This is a genomic window from Actinacidiphila sp. DG2A-62, from assembly GCF_035825295.1.
Lineage (GTDB): Bacteria > Actinomycetota > Actinomycetes > Streptomycetales > Streptomycetaceae > Actinacidiphila.
On the sequence record NZ_JAYMGI010000002.1, the window covers coordinates 6,473,259 to 6,496,553 of the forward strand.

The window sequence follows — 23,295 nt, forward strand, 5'->3', positions numbered from 1 at the left end:
AGCCGTGGCGGAGACAACCTCCCTCGACAAGGGCGCGGCCCCGCAGCCGGCGCCGCGCGACCGGGAGACGCTGCTGAAGGTCAGCGGACTGGTCAAGCACTTCCCGATCACCAAGGGGCTGCTGCGCCGGCAGGTCGGCGCGGTCCAGGCGGTCGACGGCATCGACTTCGAGGTCGGGGCCGGCGAGACGCTGGGCGTGGTCGGCGAGTCCGGCTGCGGCAAGTCGACGATGGGCCGGCTGATCACCCGGCTGCTGGAGCCGACCGGCGGCACGATCGAGTTCGACGGCCGGGACATCACGCACCTGAGCGTCGGGGCGATGCGTCCGATGCGGCGCGACGTGCAGATGATCTTCCAGGACCCGTACTCCTCGCTGAACCCCCGGCACACCATCGGCACGATCGTCGGGGCGCCCTTCCGGCTGCAGAAGGTGCAGACCGAGCAGGGCGTGAAGAAGGCGGTGCAGAACCTCCTGGAGCTGGTGGGCCTGAGCCCGGAGCACTACAACCGCTACCCGCACGAGTTCTCCGGCGGCCAGCGGCAGCGCATCGGCATCGCGCGGGCGCTGGCGCTCAAGCCGAAGCTGGTCGTCGCGGACGAGCCGGTCTCGGCGCTGGACGTCTCGATCCAGGCGCAGGTCGTCAACCTGCTGGACGACCTGCAGTCCGAGCTGGGCCTGACCTATGTGATCATCGCGCACGACCTGTCGGTGATCCGGCACGTCTCGGACCGGATCGCGGTGATGTACCTCGGCAAGGTGGTCGAGATCGCCGACCGCGAGGACCTGTACGGGTCGCCGTTCCACCCGTACACCACCGCGCTGCTCTCCGCGGTGCCGGTGCCGGACCCCAAGCGGAAGCAGAAGCGCGAGCGCATCCTGCTCAACGGCGACGTGCCGTCGCCGATCGCGCCGCCCGCGGGCTGCCGCTTCCACACGCGCTGCTGGAAGGCGACGGAGGTGTGCAAGACGGTCGAGCCGCCGCTGGTCGCTCTTGCCGCGGGGCATCAGGTGGCGTGCCACCACCCCGAGAACGCGCCGGAGCCTGCGGCGGGCTGAGGGGAGTACGTCAGCTCAGCGCTGGGCGTTGAGTTGCCAGGGGCGCTGGGCTACGTTCGCGCCAGGCGCCAGCTCAATAGGGGCGCGGGGAACTGCGCGAGCAACCCATCTGCGGCCCGCAGGTCGTCACCGGCCCGAAGGGGCAGATCGGTCCGATCCGGACCACAGGCCCGGTGGGTGGTTGCTCGCGCAGTTCCCCGCGCCCCTGATGGCTGAAGCCCAGCGCCGGGCTGACGGCTATGTCAGGCCGGCGGTGCGGGCGCGGGCGACCGCGGGGCCGATCGCGGCCAGCAGCTCCGCGACCTCGTCCGCCGTGGACGTGTGGCCGAGCGAGAACCGCAGCGTCGCCCGCGCGTGGTCGGCCGGCCGCCCCATCGCCAGCAGTACGTGGCTGGGCTGCGCGACGCCCGCCGTGCACGCGGACCCGGTCGAGCACGCGATCCCCTGCGCGTCCAGCAGCAGGAGCAGCGCGTCCCCCTCGCAGCCGGGAAACGTGAAGTGCGCGTTGCCCGGCAGCCGGCCGGGCCCGGTCGGCGGCCCGTTGAAAATCGCGTCCGGCACCGTCGCCAGCACGCCGCGCACCAGCTCGTCCCGCAGCGCCCCGACCTCGCGGGCGAACTGCTCGCGCCGTTCCACCGCGAGCGTCGCCGCGGTGGCGAACGCCGCGATGGCCGGCACGTCGAGCGTGCCGGACCTGCTGCGCTCCTGGGCGCCGCCGTGCAGCAGCGGCACGGGCGTGTCCTCGCGGCGCAGCACCAGCGCGCCCACGCCGTACGGCCCGCCGACCTTGTGGCCGGTGACCGTCAGCGCGTCGACCCCGCTCGCGGCGAAGTCGACCTCGACCTGGCCGAACGCCTGCACCGCGTCGGAGTGCAGCGGCACCTCGAACTCCCGGGCGACCTCGGCGAGTTCCGGCACCGGCAGGACCGTGCCGACCTCGTTGTTCGCCCACATCGCGGTCACCAGGGCGACGTCGCCGGGATCGCGCGCGATGACCGCGCGCAGGGCGTCGGGCAGCACCCGGCCGGCCTCGTCGACCGGCAGCCACTCCACGACCGCGCCCTCGTGGTCGGCCAGCCAGTGCACCGCGTCCAGCACCGCGTGGTGCTCGACCGGGCTGGCCAGCACCCGCACCCGGCGCGGGTCCGCGTCCCGGCGGGCCCAGAACAGCCCCTTGACCGCGAGGTTGTCCGACTCGGTGCCGCCGCCGGTGAAGACGATCTCGCTGGGCCGGGCGCCGAGCGCGGCGGCGAGCTCCTCGCGGGACTCCTCGACGGTGCGCCGTGCCCGCCGCCCCGCGGCATGCAGCGACGAGGCGTTCCCGGTCGAGGTCAGGTGCGCGGTCATCGCCCGGACCGCCTCCGGGAGCATGGGCGTGGTGGCGGCGTGGTCGAAGTAGGCCATGATGCCCCCGATTCTACGATCGCCCCACGCCTGCCCGGACCACTCGTGACGCCCCCGGACGTCCCTCGCCGGCAGCTTCTCGCGGGCCGCCGCGGCCCCGCTCCCGGCGGCGGCCGGCGCCGCTACCCCCGCGGCGCGCGGGCGAGCTGGCGGGACTGGGCGACCAGGCGGTCGGCGCTGTCCCACAGCTCGCAGTCCTCCTCCAGGAGGCCGCCGGCGAGGTTGCGGGTGGTCAGGGAGACCCGCAGCGGGCCGGGCGCGGGCTTGGCGCGCAGGTGGACGGTGAGTTCGAGGGTCGGCGTCCAGCCCTTCAGGCCCAGGTCGAAGGCGGTCGGGGGCAGCGCGTCCACCGCGAGCAGCAGGGACATCACGTCGTGGTCGCGCCCGTCGGCCAGGCCCAGCCAGCCGCGCATCTGCCCGGACCCGGAGGGCATGCCGATCGCCCAGGCTGCGGTGGCCGGGTCCAGCCGCAGATCCAGCCGGTCCAGGATGGCGGTCGAGCCCTCGACGGGACCGCCGGCGGGCGCGTCCGCGGAGGAGACGCAGTCGGCGTAGGAGGGCATCGCCGGCGGCAGGGCGGAGGTGCGCACCTCGTCGGGCAGCGCGTCCAGGTCCCCGTAGCCGGCGATCACGCGTATGCGCTCGACCTCGCGGCCGTCCTCGCCGGTCTGGAAGAGCGACGCCTGCCCGGTGGACATCGTCCGGCCGGCCCGCACGGTCTGCGTCCTGATCACCGCCGGGCCGGGCTGGGACGCGGTCAGATAGTGCGCCGTGATGGTCAGCGGATCGGGGTGCGGCAGGGCCTCGCGCAGCGCTCGCCCGAGCACGGCGAGCAGATACCCGCCGTTGACCGCCGCGATGATCGTCCAGCCCGCGGACAGCACCGCGTCGAAGCTCCCCGGCTCGCCGGGACGGGGCGTCACCGCCGTGTCCCGGTCGAACTCGTTCGTCGTCCCGCCGCCCGCGAGGGCCTCCACCTGTGCCATGTCCGTAGGTTACCCATCAGTAGGTGCTGTTTGTCCACTGCTGTCGGGTGAACGCTGAGCGACCGCTTACCCGTTCCCGCCGTTACCCTGGACGGGTGAGCGACAACCCCATCGAGCCCGGTCAGCCGCCGGCCGCGCGCCCGGGCCCGGGCGCCGACGCGCGCCCGCGGCTGCGCGTCCTGGCCGCCATGAGCGGCGGTGTGGACTCCGCGGTCGCCGCGGCCCGCGCCGCCGAGGCGGGCCACGACGTCACCGGCGTCCACCTCGCCCTGTCCGCGAACCCGCAGAGCTTCCGCACCGGCGCCCGCGGCTGCTGCACCGTCGAGGACTCCCGCGACGCCCGCCGCGCCGCCGACGTCATCGGCATCCCCTTCTACGTGTGGGACCTGGCCGAACGCTTCCGCGAGGACGTCGTCGAGGACTTCGTCGCCGAGTACGCGGCGGGCCGCACGCCCAACCCCTGCTTGCGCTGCAACGAGAAGATCAAGTTCGCCGCGCTGCTGGACAAGGCGCTCGCCCTCGGCTTCGACGCGGTCTGCACCGGCCACTACGCCTCCGTCGTGGTCCGCCCCGACGGCCACCGCGAGCTGCACCGCGCCAGCGACGCCGCCAAGGACCAGAGCTACGTCCTCGGCGTGCTCGACGAACGGCAGCTCGCGCACGCGATGTTCCCGCTCGGCGACACCCGCACCACCAAGGACGACATCCGCGCCGAGGCCGAGCGCCGCGGCCTGGCCGTCGCCCGCAAGCCCGACAGCCACGACATCTGCTTCATCGCCGACGGCGACACCCAGGGCTTCCTGGCCGCCCGGCTCGGCTCGGAGCCGGGCGACATCGTCGACGAGTCCGGCGCGCGGCTGGGCGCCCACACCGGCGCGTACGGCTTCACCGTCGGCCAGCGCAAGGGCCTGCGGCTCGGCGTGCCCGCGCCCGACGGCAAGCCGCGCTACGTCCTGGACATCTCCCCGGTCGACAACAAGGTCACTGTCGGCCCCGCCGAGGCCCTGGACGTCACCGCGCTCACCGCGATCCGGCCGCGCTGGTGCGGCGAGCCGCCGGCCGGCCCGGCCGCGTACACCGCGCAGCTGCGGGCGCACGGCGAGGACGTCCCGGTGACCGCGGAACTCGTCGACGGCGAGCTGCGGGTGGCCTTCGGCGAGCCGGTGCGCGGCGTCGCCCCCGGCCAGGCGGTGGTGCTCTACGACGGCACCCGGGTCGTCGGCTCGGCGACCATCGCCACCACCGACCGCGCGGTGCGCGCGGGTGCCGGCGTATGAACGTCGGCGTGTTCCTGTCCGCGGCCGACCTGGGCGAGGAGTACACCGCGCCCGCCAAGGAGTTCGGCAGGCTGCTCGGCGAGGGCGGCCACACCCTGGTGTGGGGCGGCTCCGAGGCCGGTCTGATGAAGGTCGTCGCCGACGCCGTGCAGGAGGCGGGCGGCCGGCTGGTCGGCGTCTCGGTGGAGTTCCTGCACCAGCTGGCCCGCGCGAACGCCGACGAGATGGTCGTCGCCCGCGACCTCGCGCACCGCAAGGCCGAACTGCTGGCCAGGTCCGACGCGATCGTCATCATGGTCGGCGGCACCGGCACGCTGGACGAGGCCACGGAGATCCTCGAACTGAAGAAGCACGGCATGCACCGCAAGCCCGTGGTGCTGCTCAACAGCGGCGGCTTCTACGACGGCCTGGAACAGCAGCTGCGCCGCATGGAGAGCGACGGGTTCCTGCCGCTGCCGCTGGACGAGCTGGTCCACTTCGCGAGCGACGGCGCGGCCGCGCTGGCGTACCTGGGAGAGCAGGAATGAGCGAGACACTGCCGGACGGCTCCGGCGCACCGGACGGCTCCGGCGTACCGGACGGCTCGCGCGGATCGGACGGCTCGCGCGGGCCGGGTCCGCGACCGCGCGTCCACCTGCTGACCGGCGGCGGCTCCGGGATCGGCGCGGCGCTCGCCCGCCGGCTGCTGGACCGCGGCGACGAGCTGTGGCTGCTGGCCAGGGACGCTGGCCGGGCCCGCGAGCTGGCCGCGCGGCACCCGGGCGTGCGCACGCTCGTCGGCGACCTGGGCGAGCCCGCCCGGCTGTCCTGGGCACTGGGCCATCAGGCGCCGCCGGACCGGCTGGACAGCCTGCTGCACATCGCGGGCACGGTCGAGCTGGGCCGGGTCGGCGACCTCACGCCGAAGATCTGGAACGAGACGCTCGCGGTCAATCTGGTCGGCCCGGCCGAGCTGACCCGGCTGCTGCTGCCGCAGCTGCGGCTGTCCCGCGGCCACGTGGTCTTCGCCAACTCCGGCGCGGGGCTCACCGCGCACGCCGAGTGGTCGGCGTACGCGGCGAGCAAGCACGGCCTGCGCGCCCTCGCGGACTCGCTGCGCGGCGAGGAGCACGCCAACGGGGTGCGGGTCACCACGGTCTACCCCGGCCGCACCGCCACGCCCATGCAGGCCAAGGTCCACCAGCAGGAGGGCAAGCAGTACGACGCGGCACGGTGGATCGACCCGGAGTCGGTCGCGACGGCCGTCCTCACCGCGATCGACCTGCCGCGCGACGCGGAGGTGACGGACCTGAGCGTCCGGCCGGGGGCTTGAGCGTCCGCCCCGGGGCCTGAGCCTCCGGCCGGGGGTCCGAGCCTCCGGCCGGGGGCCGGGCTGCCGAGCCTCGGCCGGGGGCCCGCGCCGCGCGGGGCGCCGCGCGCGCCCGACCGCGCGCTACCGCACCTGACCGCACCCCGATCTCCCCCGACCGTGTGGTTCCGGGTCCGCGCCGTTGACGCGTCGTCCGGTTCGTCCGCATCCGGACCGTAGGGTCGTCCGCGCCCCACCCGGTCCGAGGGAGCGGATTGACCATGGCCTCAGCCACCGCCGCCCGCCGCGGCTCGCCGCACCCCGCGCTGGCCGCCGCCCTGCGGTTCGCCGCGCCCGCACTGCTCGGCTACGCCGCCGCCCGGCTGCTCGGCATCGGCCTGCTGACCTACCTGGCCGAGCGGCGCGGCGAGTCGCCCGGCACGGTGCTGTACGGGTCGTGGGACGCGCGCTGGTACCAGGACGTGGCCGAACACGGCTACGACCACACCGTCAGCGGCACCCCGGGCACCTGGCACGCCTGGAGCAACCTCGCCTTCTTCCCGCTCTACCCATGGCTGTGCCGGATCGCCGACGCGGTCCTGCCGGTGGGGCTGCCCACGTCCTGCTGGCTGGTGGCGACGGCCGCGTCGATGGCCGCGGCGTGGCTGGTGTTCCTGGTCGGCGACCGGCTGCACGGGCGGACCACCGGCACCGTGCTCGCCGTGCTGTGGGGGTGCCTGCCGCACGCGGTGGTCGAGTCGATGGCGTACACCGAGTCGCTGTTCACGGCGCTGTGCGCGGGCGCGCTGTACGCGGTGCTGGCCCGGCGCTGGGTGACCGCCGGGCTGCTGGCCGCGCTGGGCGGACTGACCCGGCCCACCGGGATCGCGCTCGCCGCGGCGGTCTCGGCGGTCGCGCTGCTCGCGGCGGTGCGGGCGTCGCGGTGCGGCGGGTCGTGGTGGCGGCCGGGCGCCGCGGTGCTGCTGGCGCCGGCCGGGTGGGCGGCCTTCGTGGTCTGGGTGGGGCTGCGGCTGCACCGCGCGGACGGCTACTTCGCGGTGCAGGACGCGTGGGGGAACAAGCTCGGCAAGGGCGGTTACCTGCTGCGGCGCGTCCGCTGGGTCTTCCTCGGGCAGCGCGGCGGCGACGTGCCGGTCGCGTACGTCGTCGTCACGCTCGTCGTCGTGGCGTCCTTCGCGCTCTTCGCGCTGTGCGTGGTGCAGCGCCAGCCGCTGCCGCTGCTGCTGTTCTGCGGGGCGCTGCTCGCGGTGGTCGCCCTCGGCAAAGGCGCGTACATCGCTCGCGCGCGTTTCCTCCTGCCGGCCTTCCCCCTCCTGATCCCGCTCGCCCGCGTCCTCGCCCGCGCCCACCCGCGCACCATCGCGTACACCCTCACCACCGCGGCCCTCGCCTCCGCGGTCTACGGCGCCCACCTCACCCTCATCTGGACCGGCCCCCCATAACCCGCCCCCGGCCGATTCGCCAGGAGGCCCCGCCTCCTCCGCCTTCCTCCGCCGCCGCGGCGGGACGCGGGACGGCGGAGTTCGGCGGTGCCGAGCCGACGCCTTGCCCGCGGCGGGGGCGGGTGTTTCGGAGGAGGTTCGTCTCCAGCACCGACCTCCGCTGCCGGCGCGGTCCGGCGGTGACGGACCGCCCCGCCCTGCGGGCCCCGCGGCCGGTTCCCCGCCGGGGTGCGGTGGTCCGGAGGAGGCTCCGCCTCCTCCGCCTCCTCCCGCCGCCGCGGCGGGATGCGGGATGGCGGAGTTCGGCGGTGCCGAGCCGGCGCCTTGCCCGCGGCGGGGGCGGGTGTTCGGAGGAGGTTCGTCTCCAGCACCGATCTCCGCTGCCGGCGCGGTCCGGCGGTGACGGGCCGCCCCGCCCTGCGGGCCCCGCGGCCGGTTCCCCCGCCGGGGGTGCGGTGGTCCGAAGGAGGCCCCGCCTCCTCCGCCCCTCCCTCCGCCGCCGCGGAGGGTGCAGGTCGGCGGGGGGAGAGCGCGCGAGCGAATACTCTGCGGGGGTGACTAGCGATGACGTTGCCGACGAGGCGTTCACCCTGCCGGAAGGCGCGGCGACCGGGGTCGGGTCCATGCCGGGCGGCGACGCCCGCGAAGCGGCCAAGATCGCGGTCGAGGCCGTCGACCGGCTCCCCTTCCTCCCGGAACTGCCCGCCCGCGGCCCCGGCGCGGACATGATCGGCCGCACCCTCGGCCTCCTGGTCGACCTGTACGCCCGCGTCGAGCCCAGCGGCTGGCGCTTCGGCGACCGCCCCGGCCGCGACACCCGCCGCGCCCGCTCCTGGCTCGGCGAGGACCTCGACGCCCTGGAGGAGTTCACCCAGGGCTACCAGGGCCCGCTGAAACTGCAGGCCGTCGGCCCCTGGACGCTCGCCGCCGGCGTGGAGCTGCGCGGCGGCGAGGCCGCGCTGGCCGACCCCGGCGCCTGCCGCGACCTCGCCGCGTCCCTCGCCGAGGGCCTGACCGCCCACCTCGCGGAGGTCAGAAAGCGCGTCCCCGGCGCCCGCCCGCTGCTGCAGCTCGACGAGCCGTCGCTGCCCGCCGTCCTGGCCGGCCGGGTCCGGTCCGCCAGCGGCTACCGCACCCACCCCGCGGTGGACCGCGCCGCCGCGCAGTCCGCGCTGCGCGACCTGATCGCCGCCGCGGGCGCCGCCGGCGTCCCGGTGACCGTCCACTCCTGCGCCCCCGACGTGCCGTTCGCGCTGCTGCGCTCGGCCGGCGCCGCCGGGATCTCCTTCGACTTCCAGTTGCTCACCGAACGTGACTGGGACGCCGTCGGCGAGGCCGTCGAGGCCGGCACCGCGCTCTTCGCCGGTGTCGTACCCGGCGACGATGCCCCGTTGTCAGACCCTGCGGGTAGCGTCAGTGGTGTTCGGGCGCTGTGGCGCAGGTTGGGACTGGCACCGGAGACCGTCGGCAGCTCCGTGGCCGTCACCCCGGCCTGCGGTCTGGCGGGGGCCTCACCGGCCTACGCCCGTGCCGCCCTCGTGCACTGCGCGAAGGCCGCACGCTCGCTCGTCGACAACCCTGAGTGACAGCGCACGCCGCGCGCACACCGCGCACACCGCGCAGACGGCCCACCGCGTAGGAAGGACGGAACCGTGGCAGCCCTGGAGGACGCGACGCCCGCGGAGATCCCCGCGCAGGCGCGAGAGCAGCACGCCCGCCTGGCCGAGCAGATCGAGGAGCACCGCTTCCGGTACTACGTCAAGGACGCCCCCGTCATCAGCGACGCGGAGTTCGACAAGCTGCTGCGCGCCCTGGAAGCGCTGGAGGAGGAGCACCCGGCGCTGCGCACGCCCGACTCGCCGACCCAGAAGGTGGCCGGCGCGTACGAGACGGAGTTCACCTCCGTCGAGCACCGCGAGCGCCTGCTGTCCCTGGACAACGCGTTCACCGACGAGGAGCTGTCCACCTGGGCCGACCGCGTCGCCGCCGAGCTGGGTCCGCCGGACAACGACCACAGCCCGTACCACTTCCTGTGCGAGCTCAAGGTCGACGGCCTGGCGGTCAACCTCACCTACGAACACGGCCGCCTCACCCGCGCCGCCACCCGGGGCGACGGCCGCACCGGCGAGGACATCACGCAGAACGTCCGGACCATCGCCGACATCCCCGACCGGCTGACCGGCGAGCGGGTGCCGGAGCTGGTGGAGATCCGCGGCGAGGTCTACTTCCCCGGCGAGAAGTTCGAGGAGCTGAACGCCCGGCTGGTCGAGGGCGGCGACAAGCCCTTCGCCAACCCGCGGAACGCCGCGGCCGGCTCGCTGCGTCAGAAGGACCCGCGGATCACCGCCGCCCGGCCGCTGCGGATGGTCGTGCACGGCGTCGGCGCGCGCGAGGGCTTCGCCATCGACTGCCAGTCGCACGCCTACGAGCTGCTGCGGGAGTGGGGCCTGCCCACCGCCCGCCACAACAAGGTGGTCGACTCCCTGGACGCGGTCCGCGAGTTCATCGCCTACTACGGCGAGCACCGGCACGACGTCGAGCACGAGATCGACGGCGTGGTCGTCAAGGTGGACGAGATCGCGCTGCAGGGCCGCCTCGGCTCCACCTCGCGCGCGCCGCGCTGGGCCATCGCCTGGAAGTACGCCCCCGAGGAGGTCAACACCAAGCTGGTGGACATCCGCGTCGGCGTCGGCCGCACCGGCCGCGTCACCCCCTACGCGGTGGTGGAGCCGGTCACCGTGGCCGGCTCCGAGGTCGAGTTCGCCACGCTGCACAACCAGGAGGTGGTGAAGAAGAAGGGCGTCCTGATCGGCGACACCGTCGTGCTGCGCAAGGCGGGGGACGTGATCCCGGAGATCCTCGGCCCGGTGGTGGACCTGCGCGACGGCAGCGAGCGGGAGTTCGAGATGCCCGCCGAGTGCCCCGAGTGCGGCACCGCGCTGCAGCCGATGAAGGAGGGCGACATCGACCTGCGCTGCCCCAACGCCCGCGGCTGCCCCGCCCAGTTGCGCGAGCGGCTGTTCTACCTGGCCGGCCGCCGCAGCCTGGACATCGAGAACTTCGGGTACGTGGCCGCCGCCGCCCTCACCCGCCCCCTGGAGCCCGCGGACCCGCCGCTCACCGACGAGAGCGGCCTGTTCGACCTGACGATCGAACAGCTGCTGCCGATCAAGGCGTACGTCCTGGACCAGGACACCGGCCTGCCCAAGCGGGACCCGGAGACCGGCGAGCCGAAGGTCGCCACCGTCTTCGCCAACCAGAAGGGCGAGCCGAAGAAGAACGCCGTGGCCATGCTGGACAACATCGCCGCGGCCAAGGAGCGCCCGCTCTCCCGCTTCCTGACCGGCCTGTCCATCCGGCACGTCGGCCCGGTCGCGGCCACCGCCCTGGCCCGCGAGTTCCGCACCCTGGACGCGATCATGCAGGCCGAGGAGGAGCGGCTGGCCGCCGTCGAGGGCGTCGGCCCGACCATCGCGGCCTCGGTGAAACAGTGGTTCACCGAGCAGTGGCACCTGGACATCGTCCACCGCTGGCAGAAGGCCGGGGTGACGTTCACCGAGCCGGGCTCGGCCGAGGGACCGAGGCCGCTCGAAGGACTCACCGTGGTCGTGACCGGAACGCTGGAGCACCATACCCGGGATGGCGCAAAGGAGGCCCTGGGCAGCAGGGGAGCGAAAGTCACCGGCGCGGTCTCCAAGAAAACGGATTTCGTCGTGGTGGGCGACAACCCCGGTTCCAAGTACGACAAGGCGATCCAGCTGAAGGTCCCGGTGCTCGACGAGGACGGCTTCGCGCTGCTGCTCGACCAGGGCCCGGACGCCGCCCGCGAGGCCGCCGTCAACCCGGCGGAGGAGGTCGCGGAATCGCACGGGGATTCGGCGTCCGAATCAACTGAATAGCCACCAGATGTCACCCGATCAGCCCATATCAGAATGCGGCGACACCCCAGGTCGCATTCGGGCAATGGCAGCCGATCGGTGCCCGAGGCAGCGTGTGTCGGCCTACTGTTGAGAGGCGCGCCTGCTGGGCATCAACCTTGCAGCGGCTCCAGTGGGTTGCCGCCGCGGGCACGAGCGCGGCGGACCTGCCGCGTGATCTGGGCTGTGAGAGGGACGGGCATGGACACCACGGAGAGCGTCGGACCTGCGCCGGTGACCGGCAGTCAGGCCGCCTCCGTACTCTCCACCGGCCCCGGGCCGCTGGCGCGGACCCTGGTACCGGCCGTCGCGGCCGTCGCGCTCACCGCGGGCGTGATCCGGGTGCTGGAGGGCGGCGACGCGCTGTTCCCGCGCGGCACCGTCGGCTGGGCGTTCGCCGTCCTCACCGGCGTCATCGTCGGCCACCTGGTCGCGATGGGCCCCGACCGCTGGTGGGGCGGCACCGGCTCCGGCGCCGCCCTCACCCTGGCCATGCTGCTGCTCTACGGCTGGGTGCCCGCGGTGCTGGTCAGCCTCGCCGTGGTGGTGCTGGTCGGCGCCGCGCGCCGGCACCGCTGGCGGCAGGCGGCGCTGCACGGCGCCGTCGACGTGCTGGGCATCGGCGCGGGCGCCCTCGTCCTCGACCTGTGCGGACGCACCCCCTCGGTGGAGCACCCCTGGGAGCCCGCCGGATGGTCGCCGACCGCGGCGGTCACCGTCACCGTCACCGCCCTGGCCTATCTGGCCGGCACCCGGGCGCTGCTGTGGTGGGCCTACGCGCCGCGCGGCGACGGCCTGCCCACCGTGGGCCGCGCCGCACTGCTGCGCCAGGGCACGGTGGGCGTCGCACTGCTCGGCATCGCCCCGCTCATCCTGGTCGTCGCCGCCGCCAAGCCGGTGCTGCTGCCGCTGTTCGCGGTGCCGCTGATCGCCCTGGACTCCACCCTGTGGATCGCCCACGCCCGCGCCGTGGAGCAGCTGCGCGACCCGCTCACCGGGCTGCCGAACCGCCAGTGGCTGCTGGAACGCACCTGGAAGGCACTGGACGCCGGCCGCCGCGACGCCGCCCTGGCCGCGTCCCAGGCCGCCGCCCAGGCCGCCTCCCGCGAGGCCCCGGACGCGCGCCCGGACGCCTACCCGGACGCCTTCACCGCCGCGGCCCGCGCCCCCCGCACCCCGCGCGCCCCCCGCACGGTCCGGACCCCGCGCACCGCCGGCGCCACCGGCCTGCTCGGCGCCGCCACCCCGGCCGGCCGCCGCCGCGCCGCGACCGCCGCCGGCTGGACCCGCGGCCGGCGCGCCGCGTCCCTGTGCGCCGACCCGCGCACCGGCGGACAGGGCCGGGTCGGGCTGATCCTGATCGACCTCGACAAGTTCCGCTCGGTCAACGACACCCTCGGCCACCTGGCCGGCGACCGGCTGCTCACCCAGATCGCCGACCGGCTGCGCCTCGCACTGCCCCGCGGCGCCGAGGCCGCCCGGCTCGGCGGCGACGAGTTCGCCGTGCTGCTGCCCTCCTGCGACTCCCCGACCAGGGCCCAGCGCATCGCCCGGGGCCTGGTCGCCGCCCTCGGCTCCCCGATCGGCCTGGACGGACTGACCCTGGTGCTGGAGGCCAGCGCCGGGGTCGCCGTCTTCCCCGACCACGCCACCGACGCCGAGGACCTGCTGCGCCGCGCCGACGTCGCGATGTACCAGGCCAAGCGCGACCGCAGCGGCGCCGAGGTCTACGAGGCCAAGCGCGACGCCAACACGCCCGGCCGGCTCGGCCTGCTCGGCGACCTGCGCCGCGCCCTGGAGACCGGCGGCGTCGAGCTGCACTACCAGCCCAAAGTCAGGTTCGACGGCCAGGTGGCCGGCCTGGAGGCGCTGGTCCGCTGGAACCACCCCGAGCGCGGCCGGGTCAACCCCGACGAGTTCATCACCATGGCCGAGACCTCCGGCCTGATGCCGCAGCTGACCGAGTACGTACTGGAGACCGCGCTCGCCCAGATCGCCCGCTGGCGGGCGGCGGGACTGGACGTGCCGGTCGCCGTCAACGTCTCGCCGCGCGACGTCCACTCGCCCGGCTTCGCCGGCGCCGTCGCCGCCCGGCTGGCCCGCCACGGCGTGCCGCCCGGCGCGCTCCAGCTGGAGATCACCGAACACGTCCTGCTGGAGGACCCGCAGCGCGCCGCCGACACCCTCAACGGACTGACCGGGCACGGCGTCAAGATGTCGCTCGACGACTTCGGCACCGGCTACTCCTCGCTGGTGCACCTGCGCCGGCTGCCGGTCAGCGAGCTGAAGATCGACCGATCGTTCGTGGCCCGGCTGGTCGCCGACAGCGAGGACGCCGAGATCGTCCGCTGCACCGTCGACCTCGCGCACTCCCTCGGCCTGATGGTCGTCGCCGAGGGCGTCGAGGACGACGAGACGTGGGAGCGGCTGCGCGACATGCGCTGCGACGCGGTGCAGGGCTGGCTGGTCGCCGCCGCGATGCCGCCCGACGAGGCCACCGCGTGGCTGCGCGCCCGCGGCGTCTCCGGCTGGCAGCGCCCGGCACTGCCGCCCGCGCTCCCGCCGGCCGGCGCCGCCTCCGGCCCGTCCGGCGGGGGCGCGGGCGAGGACGCGGAGCAGCCGGACCGCGCGAGGGCCGAGGGAATCGTTTCGCGGTCGGGGTCGGTGGGCCCATAGGATTGGGGCCACCATAGACATCTCACCCCCCAGAGGATCGCTGCATGCCTGGCATCACCCGCGAGGAGGTCGCCCACCTCGGCCGGCTGGCACGTCTGGAGCTGTCCGCCGACGAGTTGGACCACTTCGCCGGACAGCTCGACGACATCATCGGCGCGGTCGCCCGCGTGTCCGAGGTGGCCGCCGAGGACGTACCGCCGACCTCGCACCCGCTGCCCCTGACCAACGTCATGCGGCCGGACACCGTCCGGCCGTCCCTGACCCCGCAGCAGGCGCTGTCCGGCGCCCCCGCACAGGAGCAGCAGCGCTTCAAGGTCCCGCAGATCCTGGGCGAGGAGTGAGCGCCGTGACCGACGTCATCCGGCTCACCGCCGCGCAGACCGCCGAGAAGATCGCCTCCGGCGAACTCACCGCCGTCGAGGTGACCGAGGCCCACCTGGCCAGGATCGAGGCCGTCGACGAGAAGGTGCACGCCTTCCTGCACGTCGACCGCGAGGGCGCGCTCGCGCAGGCCCGCGCGGTGGACGCCAAGCGCGCCGCCGGCGAGCCGCTCGGCCCGCTGGCCGGGGTGCCGCTGGCGATGAAGGACATCTTCACCACCGAGGGCGTGCCGACCACCGTCGGCTCCAAGATCCTCGAAGGGTGGATCCCGCCCTACGACGCGACGGTCACCAAGCGTCTGAAGGACGCGGGCGTGGTGATCCTCGGCAAGACCAACATGGACGAGTTCGCGATGGGCTCCTCCACCGAGAACAGCGCCTTCGGCCCGACCGGCAACCCCTGGGACCTCACCCGCATCCCCGGCGGCTCCGGCGGCGGCAGCGCCGCGGCCCTGGCCTCGTACCAGGCGCCGCTGGCCATCGGCACCGACACCGGCGGCTCCATCCGGCAGCCCGCCGCGGTCACCGCGACCGTCGGCGTCAAGCCCACCTACGGCGGCGTCTCCCGCTACGGCATGGTCGCCTTCTCCTCCTCCCTCGACCAGGGCGGCCCCTGCGCCCGCACGGTCCTGGACGCCGCGCTGCTGCACGAGGTCATCGCCGGCCACGACCCGATGGACTCCACCTCCATCGACGCGCCCGTGCCGCCGGTGGTCGAGGCCGCCCGCAGCGGCGACGTCGCCGGCCTGCGGGTCGGCGTGGTCAAGGAGTTCGGCGGCGAGGGCTACCAGCCCGGCGTGGTGCAGCGCTTCACCGAGGCCGTCGCGCTGCTGGAGGAGCTGGGCGCCGAGGTCGTCGAGCTGTCCTGCCCGTCCTTCACCTACGCGCTCGCCGCGTACTACCTGATCGCGCCGTCGGAGTGCTCCAGCAACCTGGCCCGCTTCGACGCGATGCGCTACGGCCTGCGGGTCGGCGACGACGGCACGCACTCCGCCGAGGAGGTCACCGCGCTCACCCGCGACGCCGGCTTCGGCCCCGAGGTCAAGCGCCGCGTCATCCTCGGCACCTACGCGCTCAGCTCCGGCTACTACGACGCCTACTACGGCTCCGCGCAGAAGGTGCGCACCCTGATCACCCGCGACTTCGAGCGGGCCTTCGAGCAGGTCGACGTGATCGTGTCGCCGACCACCCCCACCACCGCGTTCCCGATCGGCGAGCGGGCAGACGACCCGATGGCGATGTACCTGGCCGACCTGTGCACCATCCCGGCCAACCTGGCGGGAAACGCGGCCATGTCACTGCCCTGCGGCCTCGCGCCGGAGGATGGTCTTCCGGTGGGACTGCAGATCGTCGCACCCGCGCTCAAGGACGACCGGCTCTACCGGGTCGGCGCCGCCGTCGAGGCCGCCTTCGTGAAGAAGTGGGGCCATCCGCTGCTTGAGGAGGCACCCCAGCTATGAGCAACGACAAGAAGTCCAAGGGCCGTTTCGGCACCTACCTGACCATCGGCAGCACCCTGTTCGCCGCCTTCAACAACCTCAAGAAGGTCCGCAACGCGCGCGGCGAGAACGACACGCTGCAACTGGTCGACGGGCTGATCCGGGTGGCCGCGGTCGCCACCGGCGTGGCGCTGCTCGTCCGCGACCTGCGCGAACCCGACGACGACATCCTGGCGGACTGAGCGTTCCGAGAGAGTTGAGACAACTGTGACCGTCACGGATCTGCTGTCCTACGACGACGCGCTGGCCTCGTACGACCCGGTGATGGGCCTGGAGGTCCACGTCGAGCTGGGCACCGAGACCAAGATGTTCTGCGGCTGCTCCACCGAGCTGGGCGCCGAGCCCAACGCGCAGACGTGCCCGACGTGCCTGGGCCTGCCCGGCTCGCTCCCGGTGGTCAACGCGGTCGCCGTGGAGTCCGCGGTGAAGATCGGCCTGGCGCTCAACTGCGAGATCGCGCAGTGGTGCCGGTTCGCCCGGAAGAACTACTTCTACCCGGACATGCCGAAGAACTTCCAGACCTCCCAGTACGACGAGCCGATCGCGTACAACGGCTACCTGGACGTCCAGCTGGAGGACGGCGAGGTGTTCCGGGTGCTGATCGAGCGCGCCCACATGGAGGAGGACACCGGCAAGTCGACCCACGTCGGCGGCGCCACCGGCCGCATCCACGGCGCGACGTACTCGCTGCTGGACTACAACCGGGCCGGCATCCCGCTGATCGAGATCGTCACCAAGCCCATCGAGGGCGCCGGCGCCCGCGCGCCCGAGGTGGCCCGCGCCTACGTCGCCGAGCTGCGCGAGCTGATCAAGGCGCTGGGCGTGTCCGAGGCCCGCATGGAGATGGGCCAGATGCGCTGCGACGTCAACCTGTCGCTGCGTCCGCGGGGCCGCGAGGCGTTCGGCACCCGCAGCGAGACCAAGAACGTCAACTCGCTGCGCAGCGTGGAGCGCGCCGCCCGGTTCGAGATCCAGCGGCACGCCGCGGTGCTCTCCTCCGGCGGCACCATCGTGCAGGAGACCCGGCACTTCCACGAGGAGGACGGCTCCACCACCTCGGGCCGGATCAAGGAGGAGGCGGAGGACTACCGCTACTTCCCCGAGCCCGACCTGGTGCCGGTCGCCCCGGCCCGCGACTGGGTGGAGGAACTGCGCGCCACCCTGCCCGAGCTGCCCCGGCTGCGGCGCGAGCGGCTGAAGACCGAGTGGGGGATCTCCGACCACGAGATGCAGTCCGCGCTCAACGCGGGCGCCATCGACCTGATCACGGCCACCATCGACGCCGGCGCGGACGCCGCCTCGGCCCGCAAGTGGTGGATGGGCGAACTCGCCCGGCACGCCAACGAGTCCGGTGTCGAACTCGCCGCGCTGGACATCACCCCGGCGCAGGTGGCCAGGGTCTCCGCGCTGGTCGCGGCCGGCGACCTCAACGACAAGCTGGCCCGCCAGGTCATCGAGGGCGTGCTGGCCGGCGAGGGCGAGCCCGACCAGGTGGTGGAGCGGCGCGGCCTGAAGGTCGTCTCGGACGACGGCGCGCTCGGCGCGGCCGTCGACAAGGCCATCGCGGAGAACGCGGCGATCGCCGACAAGATCCGCGGCGGCAACCTCCCCGCGGCCGGCGCGCTGATCGGCGCGGTCATGAAGCTCACCCGCGGCCAGGCGGACGCCAAGCGCGTGCGCGAGCTGGTCCTGGAGAAGCTGGGCGTCCAGGGCTGAGGGCACGGGCCCGCGGTACGGGTCCGGTACGAGGGCGGCGTTCCCCTTCCGGGGAGCGCCGCCCTCGGTGTGCCGGGGCCTCAGCGCAGCAGCGTCGGCGCGGCGAGGACCACCGTGCCGCAGGCGTCCTCCGCGCCCGGCGCCCACTCCACGCGCAGCCGCAGCACCCCGGACACGTCCAGCCTGCGGTGGAAGGACTGCCCGATCGCCACGTGGTCCCGGTCCAGCCGGACGCCGTCGGCGAGGACGGTGACGGTCATCGGCTGGTTCCTGCTGTTGTCGTCCAGCCCGAGCACCACGTCGAAGGCCCGGTACGAGCGCCCGAGGTTGTACTCGGCGTACCCCGCGTCGCAGTCCGTGGTGTGCAGCGCGTCCTCGTACCGCGTGCCGTCGACCGCCGACGTTCCGCTCTCCAGGCCGTAGTACGTGGAGTCCACCGGGTCGATCGCGGTCAGCGAGTCACCGGCGCCGGAGACGCCGGCCCCGGAGACGCCGGAGGTCGTGGAGGAGCCGGACGCGGAGGGGGAGCGCGGGGCGCCGTCGGCCGTGCCGTGCCCGCCGTCGCCGTCACCGCCGGACAGCACCACCCCGGCGTACCCGCCGCCGCCGACCAGCAGCACCGCCACCACCGCGGCGAGCCCGGCCCGCAGCCCCCGGCGCCGCCTGCCGCCGGCCGGCGCGGCGCCGGCCGGGGTCGCCGGCGCGGGGGCGTCCCGCGGCGGCGCCGACCTCGCCACGGGCGCGGGCGCGTGGACCGGGGGCGGCGGGACGGGGGACGGGGGAGGGGCGACGGCGTCACCGGGAGCGGGACCGGCGACGGGGCGGTCGCAGGCGCGGCCGTCGGGGGCGCGGGGAGCGGCGGGCGGGTGGTCGTGGCGATGACGGCGGGCCGCAGCTCGCGCACCCACGCCGACAGCGACGCGGGCCGCGCGTCCGGCTCCACGGCGAAGATCGACGCGAGCCGGGCCGCGCGGTCGGGCGCGAGCTGCGCGAATTCCGGCAGCGCGAGCAGCGCCGCCCGCAGCGCCTCGGCGGTCGCGGCCGGGGTCTCGCCGCTGAGCAGGAAGTAGGCCAACGCGCCGAACGCGTACCGGTCGGTGGCCGGGGTGAGCTGCCCCCGTAGACCTCCGGCGCGGCGAAGCCCGGCGTGAACCAGACCTCGGCGGTCCGGTGGTCCGCGGCGAGCTTGCTCAGCCCGAAGTCGACCAGCGTGGCCTGGCCGTGCGCGTCGACCATCACGTTGCCGGGGGACAGGTCGCCGTGCACGACCGTGCGCCCCGAGGGCGTCGCCGCGCCGCTGTGCAGCCAGTCCAGCACGTCCGCGAGCTGTTCCAGGCAGCGCACCGCCTCCCGCCGCTCGGCCGGCGTCCGCAGCGTGCGCTCGGCCCGCCAGTCGCGCAGGTCGAGCCCGTCGACGTGGTTCATCACCAGGTAGAGCGCCCGCCCGGTGCCGGGAGCTGTGCCGGCGAGCGCGCCGCGCGGGTGCGCGGAGGGACCCTCGAAGTGCTCCCGGATGCCGACCACGCCCAGCCGGTGCACGAACCGCAGCAGCTCGGCCTGCTCCCGCCACTTCTCGCTGATCCGTGCGAACAGCTCGCGCGAGAGCGTCTGGCGCGCGTCGAGCACCTTGACCACGACCGGCTCGGTCGCGCCGCCCAGCTCCAGTTCCGCGAGGTAGAGGACCGCCTCGCCGCCGCGCCCGATCGAGCGCAGCAGGCGGTAGCGGTCGGGGGCGTTGTCGGGCCCGATGTAGAGACCGGTGTCCACGAGCGTCTGCTTCCCTCCCATGCCCCCGCCCGGCGTCCCGACGCACCGGCGCACAGGGGACGTTCAGACTCTCCCGGCGATCGTTTCCGGGTCAAGGACGCGGGGTGCGGGCAGGCCGCGTGTAGGGACCACGTATGCGCCGGCCGGGTCCCGTCCGGACCCGTCTAAGGCCCCCGGCGGCGACCGTGCCCGCGTCTAAGGCCCCCGCGGGCCGGCCGGGCCCGGCGGCTAAGGACCGCGCGGGCGCGGCGGCGGCGGAAGTTCGGGAAGGTGTCCGATGTGGCGGACCCCCGTGGAGGACGAGGCTGGACAGCGTCAGAAGGAGCCGTCTTCCAAGGAGCGAGACCGTGTTCGGCTACGAGATCCAGCAGGACCGCCGTCAGCAACTGCAGCGTGAGGCCGACGCGTGGCGGCTGGTGCGCGACGCCCGGGCGGCCCGCGCCGCCGAGCGCCGGGCGCACCGCAACGAGGCCCGCACCGCCTCGCGCACCGCCGCCCGTACCGACGCCGAGGGGGCGCCCGCACCGGACGCCGTGGTCCCGGGCCGTGCGGTTGCGGACGCCGCTGCTTCCCCCGGCGCCGCCCGCACGCCGCGCCGCCCCCTCGGCCGGGTCCGCCGGGCCCCGCACGCGCGCGGCACGGCATGAGCACCGCAGCCACCGCGACCACCGCGGCCACCGGGGCCACCGGGGCCACCGCGACCACCGGGCCCGGGGGCGCCGCGGCGGCCTCCGTGCCCGCGGCGTCCCGCGCACCCGCGGCGTCCCCCGCGCCCTCCGTGGGCCGGGCGCCGGCCGCGTCCCCCGCACCCGCCGCGGCCGCCGCGTCCGCCCGCGGAGTAATCGGTGTCGTCGCACCGGCCCGCCGTGACATCCTCGACACCGTGCAGACGCAGTCCCTGAGCCCCGTCTTCATCGGCCGCGACGCCGAGCTGAAACGGTTGTCCGCGGCGCTCGCGGCGGCCGACCGCGGCGAGCCGCAGGCGGTGCTCATCGGCGGCGAGGCCGGTGTCGGCAAGACCCGGCTCATCGAGGAATTCCTCGCGGCGGCGCGGGACACGGGGGCCGTGACCGCCGTCGGGGGATGTGTCGAGATCGGCGCGGAGGGACTTCCGTTCGCGCCGATCTCGACGGCTCTGCGCGACCTGTACGCCACGGTCGGCCCGGAGCTGCTCACCGCCGTGGCCGGCCAGGAGGCCGAACTGGCCCGGCTGCTGCCCGAGTTCGGCGAACCCGGGGCGCCGCGCGACCCGCGCGACGAGACCGGCCGGGTGCGGCTGTTCGAGCTGACCGTGCGGCTGCTGGAACGCCTGGGCAGCGACCGCACCCTGGTGCTGGTGGTCGAGGACCTGCACTGGGCCGACCGCTCCACCCGCGAGCTGCTCTCCTACCTGTTCCGCTCGGTGCAGCGCGCCCGCGTGGTCGTCGCTGCCACCTACCGCGCCGACGACATCCACCGCCGCCACCCGCTGCGGCCCTTCCTCGCCGAGACCGACCGGCTGCGCACCGTCGACCGGATCGAGGTGGCCCGCTTCAGCCGCGACGAGGTGCGCCGCCAGCTCGTCTCCATCCTCGGCGCCGAGCCCGAGGACGCCGTCGTCGACCAGGTCTTCACCCGCTCGGACGGCAACCCCTTCTTCGTCGAGGAACTCGCCTGCTCGCTGCGCCGCGGCTGCACCACCGGCATCAGCGAGTCGCTGCGCGACCTGCTGCTGGTCCGGGTCGAGGCACTGCCGGACGACGCTCAGCGGGTCGCCAGGATCATCGCCGAGGGCGGCAGCACGGTCGAGTACCGGCTGCTCGACGCGATCGCGGGGCTGGACGAGGACCGGCTGCTCGACGCGCTGCGCGCGGCCGTCGGCGCCAACATCCTGGTGCCGACCGACAGCGGCGACGGCTACTGCTTCCGGCACTCCCTGGTGCGCGAGGCGGTCGGCGACGACCTGCTGCCCGGCGAGCGCAGCCGGATCAGCCGCCGCTACGCCGAGGCCATCGAGGCCGACCCCACGCTGGTCCGCGCCGACGAGCGGGCCGCCCGGCTGGCCAGCTTCTGGTACTGCGCGCACGACCCGGCCAAGGCGCTGCCCGCGGTGCTGCGCGCCTCCGTCGAGGCCCGCCGCCGGCACGCCTACGCCGAGCAGCACCGGCTGCTGGAACGCGCGCTCGAACTGTGGGACGACACCCCCGAGGAGGTACGCGCGGCGCTGCGTCCGGCCGACTACGCCGAGGCGTACCCGCCGCTGGCCCAGGGGGTCGGCGGTCCCGGCGAGTGCGGCGCCGAGACCCCGCTGAGCCTGCTCGACCTGCTCGCCGAGATCACGGTGGCGGCCCGGCTCAGCGGCGAGCGCGAGCGCGCGTACACCGTCGCCAAGCGGGCGCTGAAGCTGATGGAGCGCGACCGCGCCCAGGACCCGCTGCGCGCCGCCTGGTTCTGGTCCCAGCGCTCCCGGCTGACCGAGGACCTCGCCCGCGGCGACGGCTGGGAGGAGCTGTCCCGGGCCCGCGAACTGGTCCGCGGCCTGCCGCCGTCGGCCGCGCACGCCGAGGTGGTCGCGCTGATCGCCGGCTGGATCATGGTCCACAAGTCCGGCGACGAGGGCATCGAGACCGCCCGCCGCGCGGTCGAGCTGGCCAGGGCGGCCGGCGACCGCGACACCGAGCTGCACGCCCGCGTCACGCTCGGCCTGCTCCGCGCGGACTGCGGCGACGTCGAGGGCGGCATCGCCGAGGTCGAGCAGGTGCGGCGGCTGGTCAGCGGCCGGCGCCGGTCGGCGATCCTGGCCCGCACCTACGGCAACCTGTCGTCCGCCCTGGAGGGCGCGGGCCGCTCCCGCGAGGCGGTCGCCGTCGGCCGCGAGGGCCTGGAACTGCTCGGCGAGCAGGCCGCGCACATCACCCGCGCCTGGCTGCTCGTCAACCAGGGCGAGTCGCTGTTCTGGCTGGCCCGCTACGACGAGGCCGCGGCGCGGCTGACCGAGGCCCGCGGGCTGGTCGGCAGGAACTTCCTCCAGGCGGGCGTCGAGACCCACCTCGGCTTCCTCGCCGCCGCCACCGGCGACACCGACGCGGCCGAGCGCCACCACGCCGTCGCGAAGGAGCTGCTGGAGCACGACACGCAGCCGCAGCACCTCATCCCGATCCGCACCCTCGCGGTGCAGGTGGCCGCGGCGCGCGGGCGGTTCGCGGACGCGCGGGCCGAGCTGGCCGGCGGGGTGCGGGCCGCCTTCCCGGTCGGCACCGCGCGCTACGCCTGGCCGCTGCTGGCCGCCGGCGCCGCCGCGGAGGCCGACGCCCCCGAGGCCGACCCGGCCGCGCTCGACCTGATCGCCGGCGCGGCGGCCGGGCTGCCCCGCGACACCTCGCTCGCCGAGGCGTACGCGCTGCTGGTCGACGCGGAGGCCGCGCGGGCCCGCGGCGAGGCCGGGCCGGCCCGCTGGGCGGCCGTCGAGGAGGCGTTCGCGGCGCAGGAGCGGCCGATGGAGCTGGCCGCGGCGCGGTTCCGGCACGCCGAGGCGCTGCTGGCGTCGGGCTCGCCCCGCCAGGCCGCGCCGCTGCTCGCCGAGGCGCTGGCAGCGGCGGAGGACGCGGGGGCGGTCCCGCTGGCCGCGCGCATCGCCCGGCTGTCCGCCCCCCGCGGCGGCGCGGCCCCCGACCCGCTGGGCCTGACCGCCCGCGAGCGCGACGTGCTGCGGCTGGTCGCCGACGGACGCACCAACCGCCAGATCGCCGAGACCCTCTTCATCTCGCCCAAGACGGCCAGCGTCCACGTCTCCAACATCCTCGCGAAGCTGAGCGTCGCCACCCGCGGGGAAGCCGCGGCCCTCGCGCACCGCCTGGCCCTCTTCCCCTGACGCGGGCCGGGGACG

18 protein-coding genes are annotated in these 23,295 nt (G+C 75.1%); 14 read left to right on the forward strand and 4 right to left on the reverse strand.

Annotated elements, in window-relative coordinates; genetic code table 11:
• The first annotated feature begins 4 nt into the window (after positions 1-4).
• Positions 5-1,057: an ABC transporter ATP-binding protein gene (locus VSR01_RS29165; RefSeq protein ID WP_442785570.1), complete on the forward strand. Its 1,053-nt coding sequence runs from the start codon at positions 5-7 to the stop codon at positions 1,055-1,057.
• A 237-nt stretch (positions 1,058-1,294) separates the two neighbouring features.
• Here VSR01_RS29165 and VSR01_RS29170 read toward each other — a convergent pair whose 3' ends face one another.
• Both VSR01_RS29170 and VSR01_RS29175 read right to left on the reverse strand, forming a co-directional pair.
• Positions 1,295-2,461, reverse strand: coding sequence for a cysteine desulfurase family protein (locus tag VSR01_RS29170; protein WP_326452048.1), 1,167 nt, complete (start codon positions 2,459-2,461; stop codon positions 1,295-1,297).
• 122 nt (positions 2,462-2,583) lie between these two features.
• Positions 2,584-3,447, reverse strand: coding sequence for a thioesterase family protein (locus VSR01_RS29175; protein ID WP_326452049.1), 864 nt, complete (start codon positions 3,445-3,447; stop codon positions 2,584-2,586).
• Between the two features lie 110 nt (positions 3,448-3,557).
• Between VSR01_RS29175 and mnmA the strand changes: the two genes are divergently transcribed.
• From mnmA to gatB, 11 genes are all read left to right on the forward strand, one after another.
• Complete coding sequence (gene mnmA / locus VSR01_RS29180; protein ID WP_326453879.1) at positions 3,558-4,724, forward strand: tRNA 2-thiouridine(34) synthase MnmA; 1,167 nt, start codon at positions 3,558-3,560, stop codon at positions 4,722-4,724.
• Positions 4,721-5,251, forward strand: a complete 531-nt coding sequence (locus VSR01_RS29185) for a TIGR00730 family Rossman fold protein (protein WP_326452050.1) — start codon at positions 4,721-4,723, stop codon at positions 5,249-5,251. Before mnmA ends, VSR01_RS29185 begins: the two co-directional genes overlap by 4 nt.
• Entirely contained in the window at positions 5,248-6,036 is a 789-nt protein-coding gene (locus VSR01_RS29190; RefSeq protein ID WP_326452051.1) for an SDR family oxidoreductase, read from the forward strand. Before VSR01_RS29185 ends, VSR01_RS29190 begins: the two co-directional genes overlap by 4 nt.
• A gap of 257 nt (positions 6,037-6,293) precedes the next feature.
• Positions 6,294-7,475, forward strand: coding sequence for a hypothetical protein (locus VSR01_RS29195; protein WP_326452052.1), 1,182 nt, complete (start codon positions 6,294-6,296; stop codon positions 7,473-7,475).
• A 623-nt stretch (positions 7,476-8,098) separates the two neighbouring features.
• Entirely contained in the window at positions 8,099-9,061 is a 963-nt protein-coding gene (locus tag VSR01_RS29200; protein WP_442785718.1) for a methionine synthase, read from the forward strand.
• Between the two features lie 66 nt (positions 9,062-9,127).
• The gene (gene ligA, locus VSR01_RS29205; RefSeq protein WP_326452054.1) at positions 9,128-11,374 is read left to right on the forward strand and encodes an NAD-dependent DNA ligase LigA; all 2,247 of its coding nucleotides are present in this window, start codon (positions 9,128-9,130) and stop codon (positions 11,372-11,374) included.
• Positions 11,375-11,593: 219 nt separating this feature from the next.
• Entirely contained in the window at positions 11,594-14,068 is a 2,475-nt protein-coding gene (locus tag VSR01_RS29210) for a putative bifunctional diguanylate cyclase/phosphodiesterase (protein WP_326452055.1), read from the forward strand.
• 44 nt (positions 14,069-14,112) lie between these two features.
• Positions 14,113-14,409, forward strand: coding sequence for an Asp-tRNA(Asn)/Glu-tRNA(Gln) amidotransferase subunit GatC (gatC, locus tag VSR01_RS29215; RefSeq protein ID WP_326452056.1), 297 nt, complete (start codon positions 14,113-14,115; stop codon positions 14,407-14,409).
• Positions 14,410-14,414: 5 nt separating this feature from the next.
• Positions 14,415-15,908 (forward strand): Asp-tRNA(Asn)/Glu-tRNA(Gln) amidotransferase subunit GatA, encoded by a 1,494-nt coding sequence (gatA, locus tag VSR01_RS29220; protein ID WP_326452057.1) that lies wholly within the window; start codon positions 14,415-14,417, stop codon positions 15,906-15,908.
• Entirely contained in the window at positions 15,905-16,129 is a 225-nt protein-coding gene (locus VSR01_RS29225) for a hypothetical protein (protein WP_326452058.1), read from the forward strand. The genes gatA and VSR01_RS29225 overlap by 4 nt, the downstream gene beginning before the upstream one ends.
• A gap of 25 nt (positions 16,130-16,154) precedes the next feature.
• The gene (gene gatB / locus VSR01_RS29230; protein ID WP_326452059.1) at positions 16,155-17,663 is read left to right on the forward strand and encodes an Asp-tRNA(Asn)/Glu-tRNA(Gln) amidotransferase subunit GatB; all 1,509 of its coding nucleotides are present in this window, start codon (positions 16,155-16,157) and stop codon (positions 17,661-17,663) included.
• An 80-nt stretch (positions 17,664-17,743) separates the two neighbouring features.
• Here gatB and VSR01_RS29235 read toward each other — a convergent pair whose 3' ends face one another.
• On the reverse strand, positions 17,744-18,400 hold the full coding sequence (locus VSR01_RS29235) for a hypothetical protein (RefSeq protein WP_326452060.1): 657 nt from the start codon (positions 18,398-18,400) through the stop codon (positions 17,744-17,746).
• Positions 18,401-18,458: 58 nt separating this feature from the next.
• On the reverse strand, positions 18,459-19,451 hold the full coding sequence (locus VSR01_RS29240; protein WP_326452061.1) for a serine/threonine protein kinase: 993 nt from the start codon (positions 19,449-19,451) through the stop codon (positions 18,459-18,461).
• Between the two features lie 326 nt (positions 19,452-19,777).
• Here VSR01_RS29240 and VSR01_RS29245 point away from each other — a divergent pair, with 326 nt between their 5' ends.
• Positions 19,778-20,077 carry a hypothetical protein gene (locus tag VSR01_RS29245; protein WP_326452062.1) on the forward strand — a complete coding sequence of 100 codons (300 nt, stop codon included), beginning with the start codon at positions 19,778-19,780 and terminating at the stop codon, positions 20,075-20,077.
• Positions 20,074-23,280 carry a helix-turn-helix transcriptional regulator gene (locus tag VSR01_RS29250; protein WP_326452063.1) on the forward strand — a complete coding sequence of 1,069 codons (3,207 nt, stop codon included), beginning with the start codon at positions 20,074-20,076 and terminating at the stop codon, positions 23,278-23,280. Before VSR01_RS29245 ends, VSR01_RS29250 begins: the two co-directional genes overlap by 4 nt.
• The last annotated feature ends 15 nt before the right edge of the window (positions 23,281-23,295 follow it).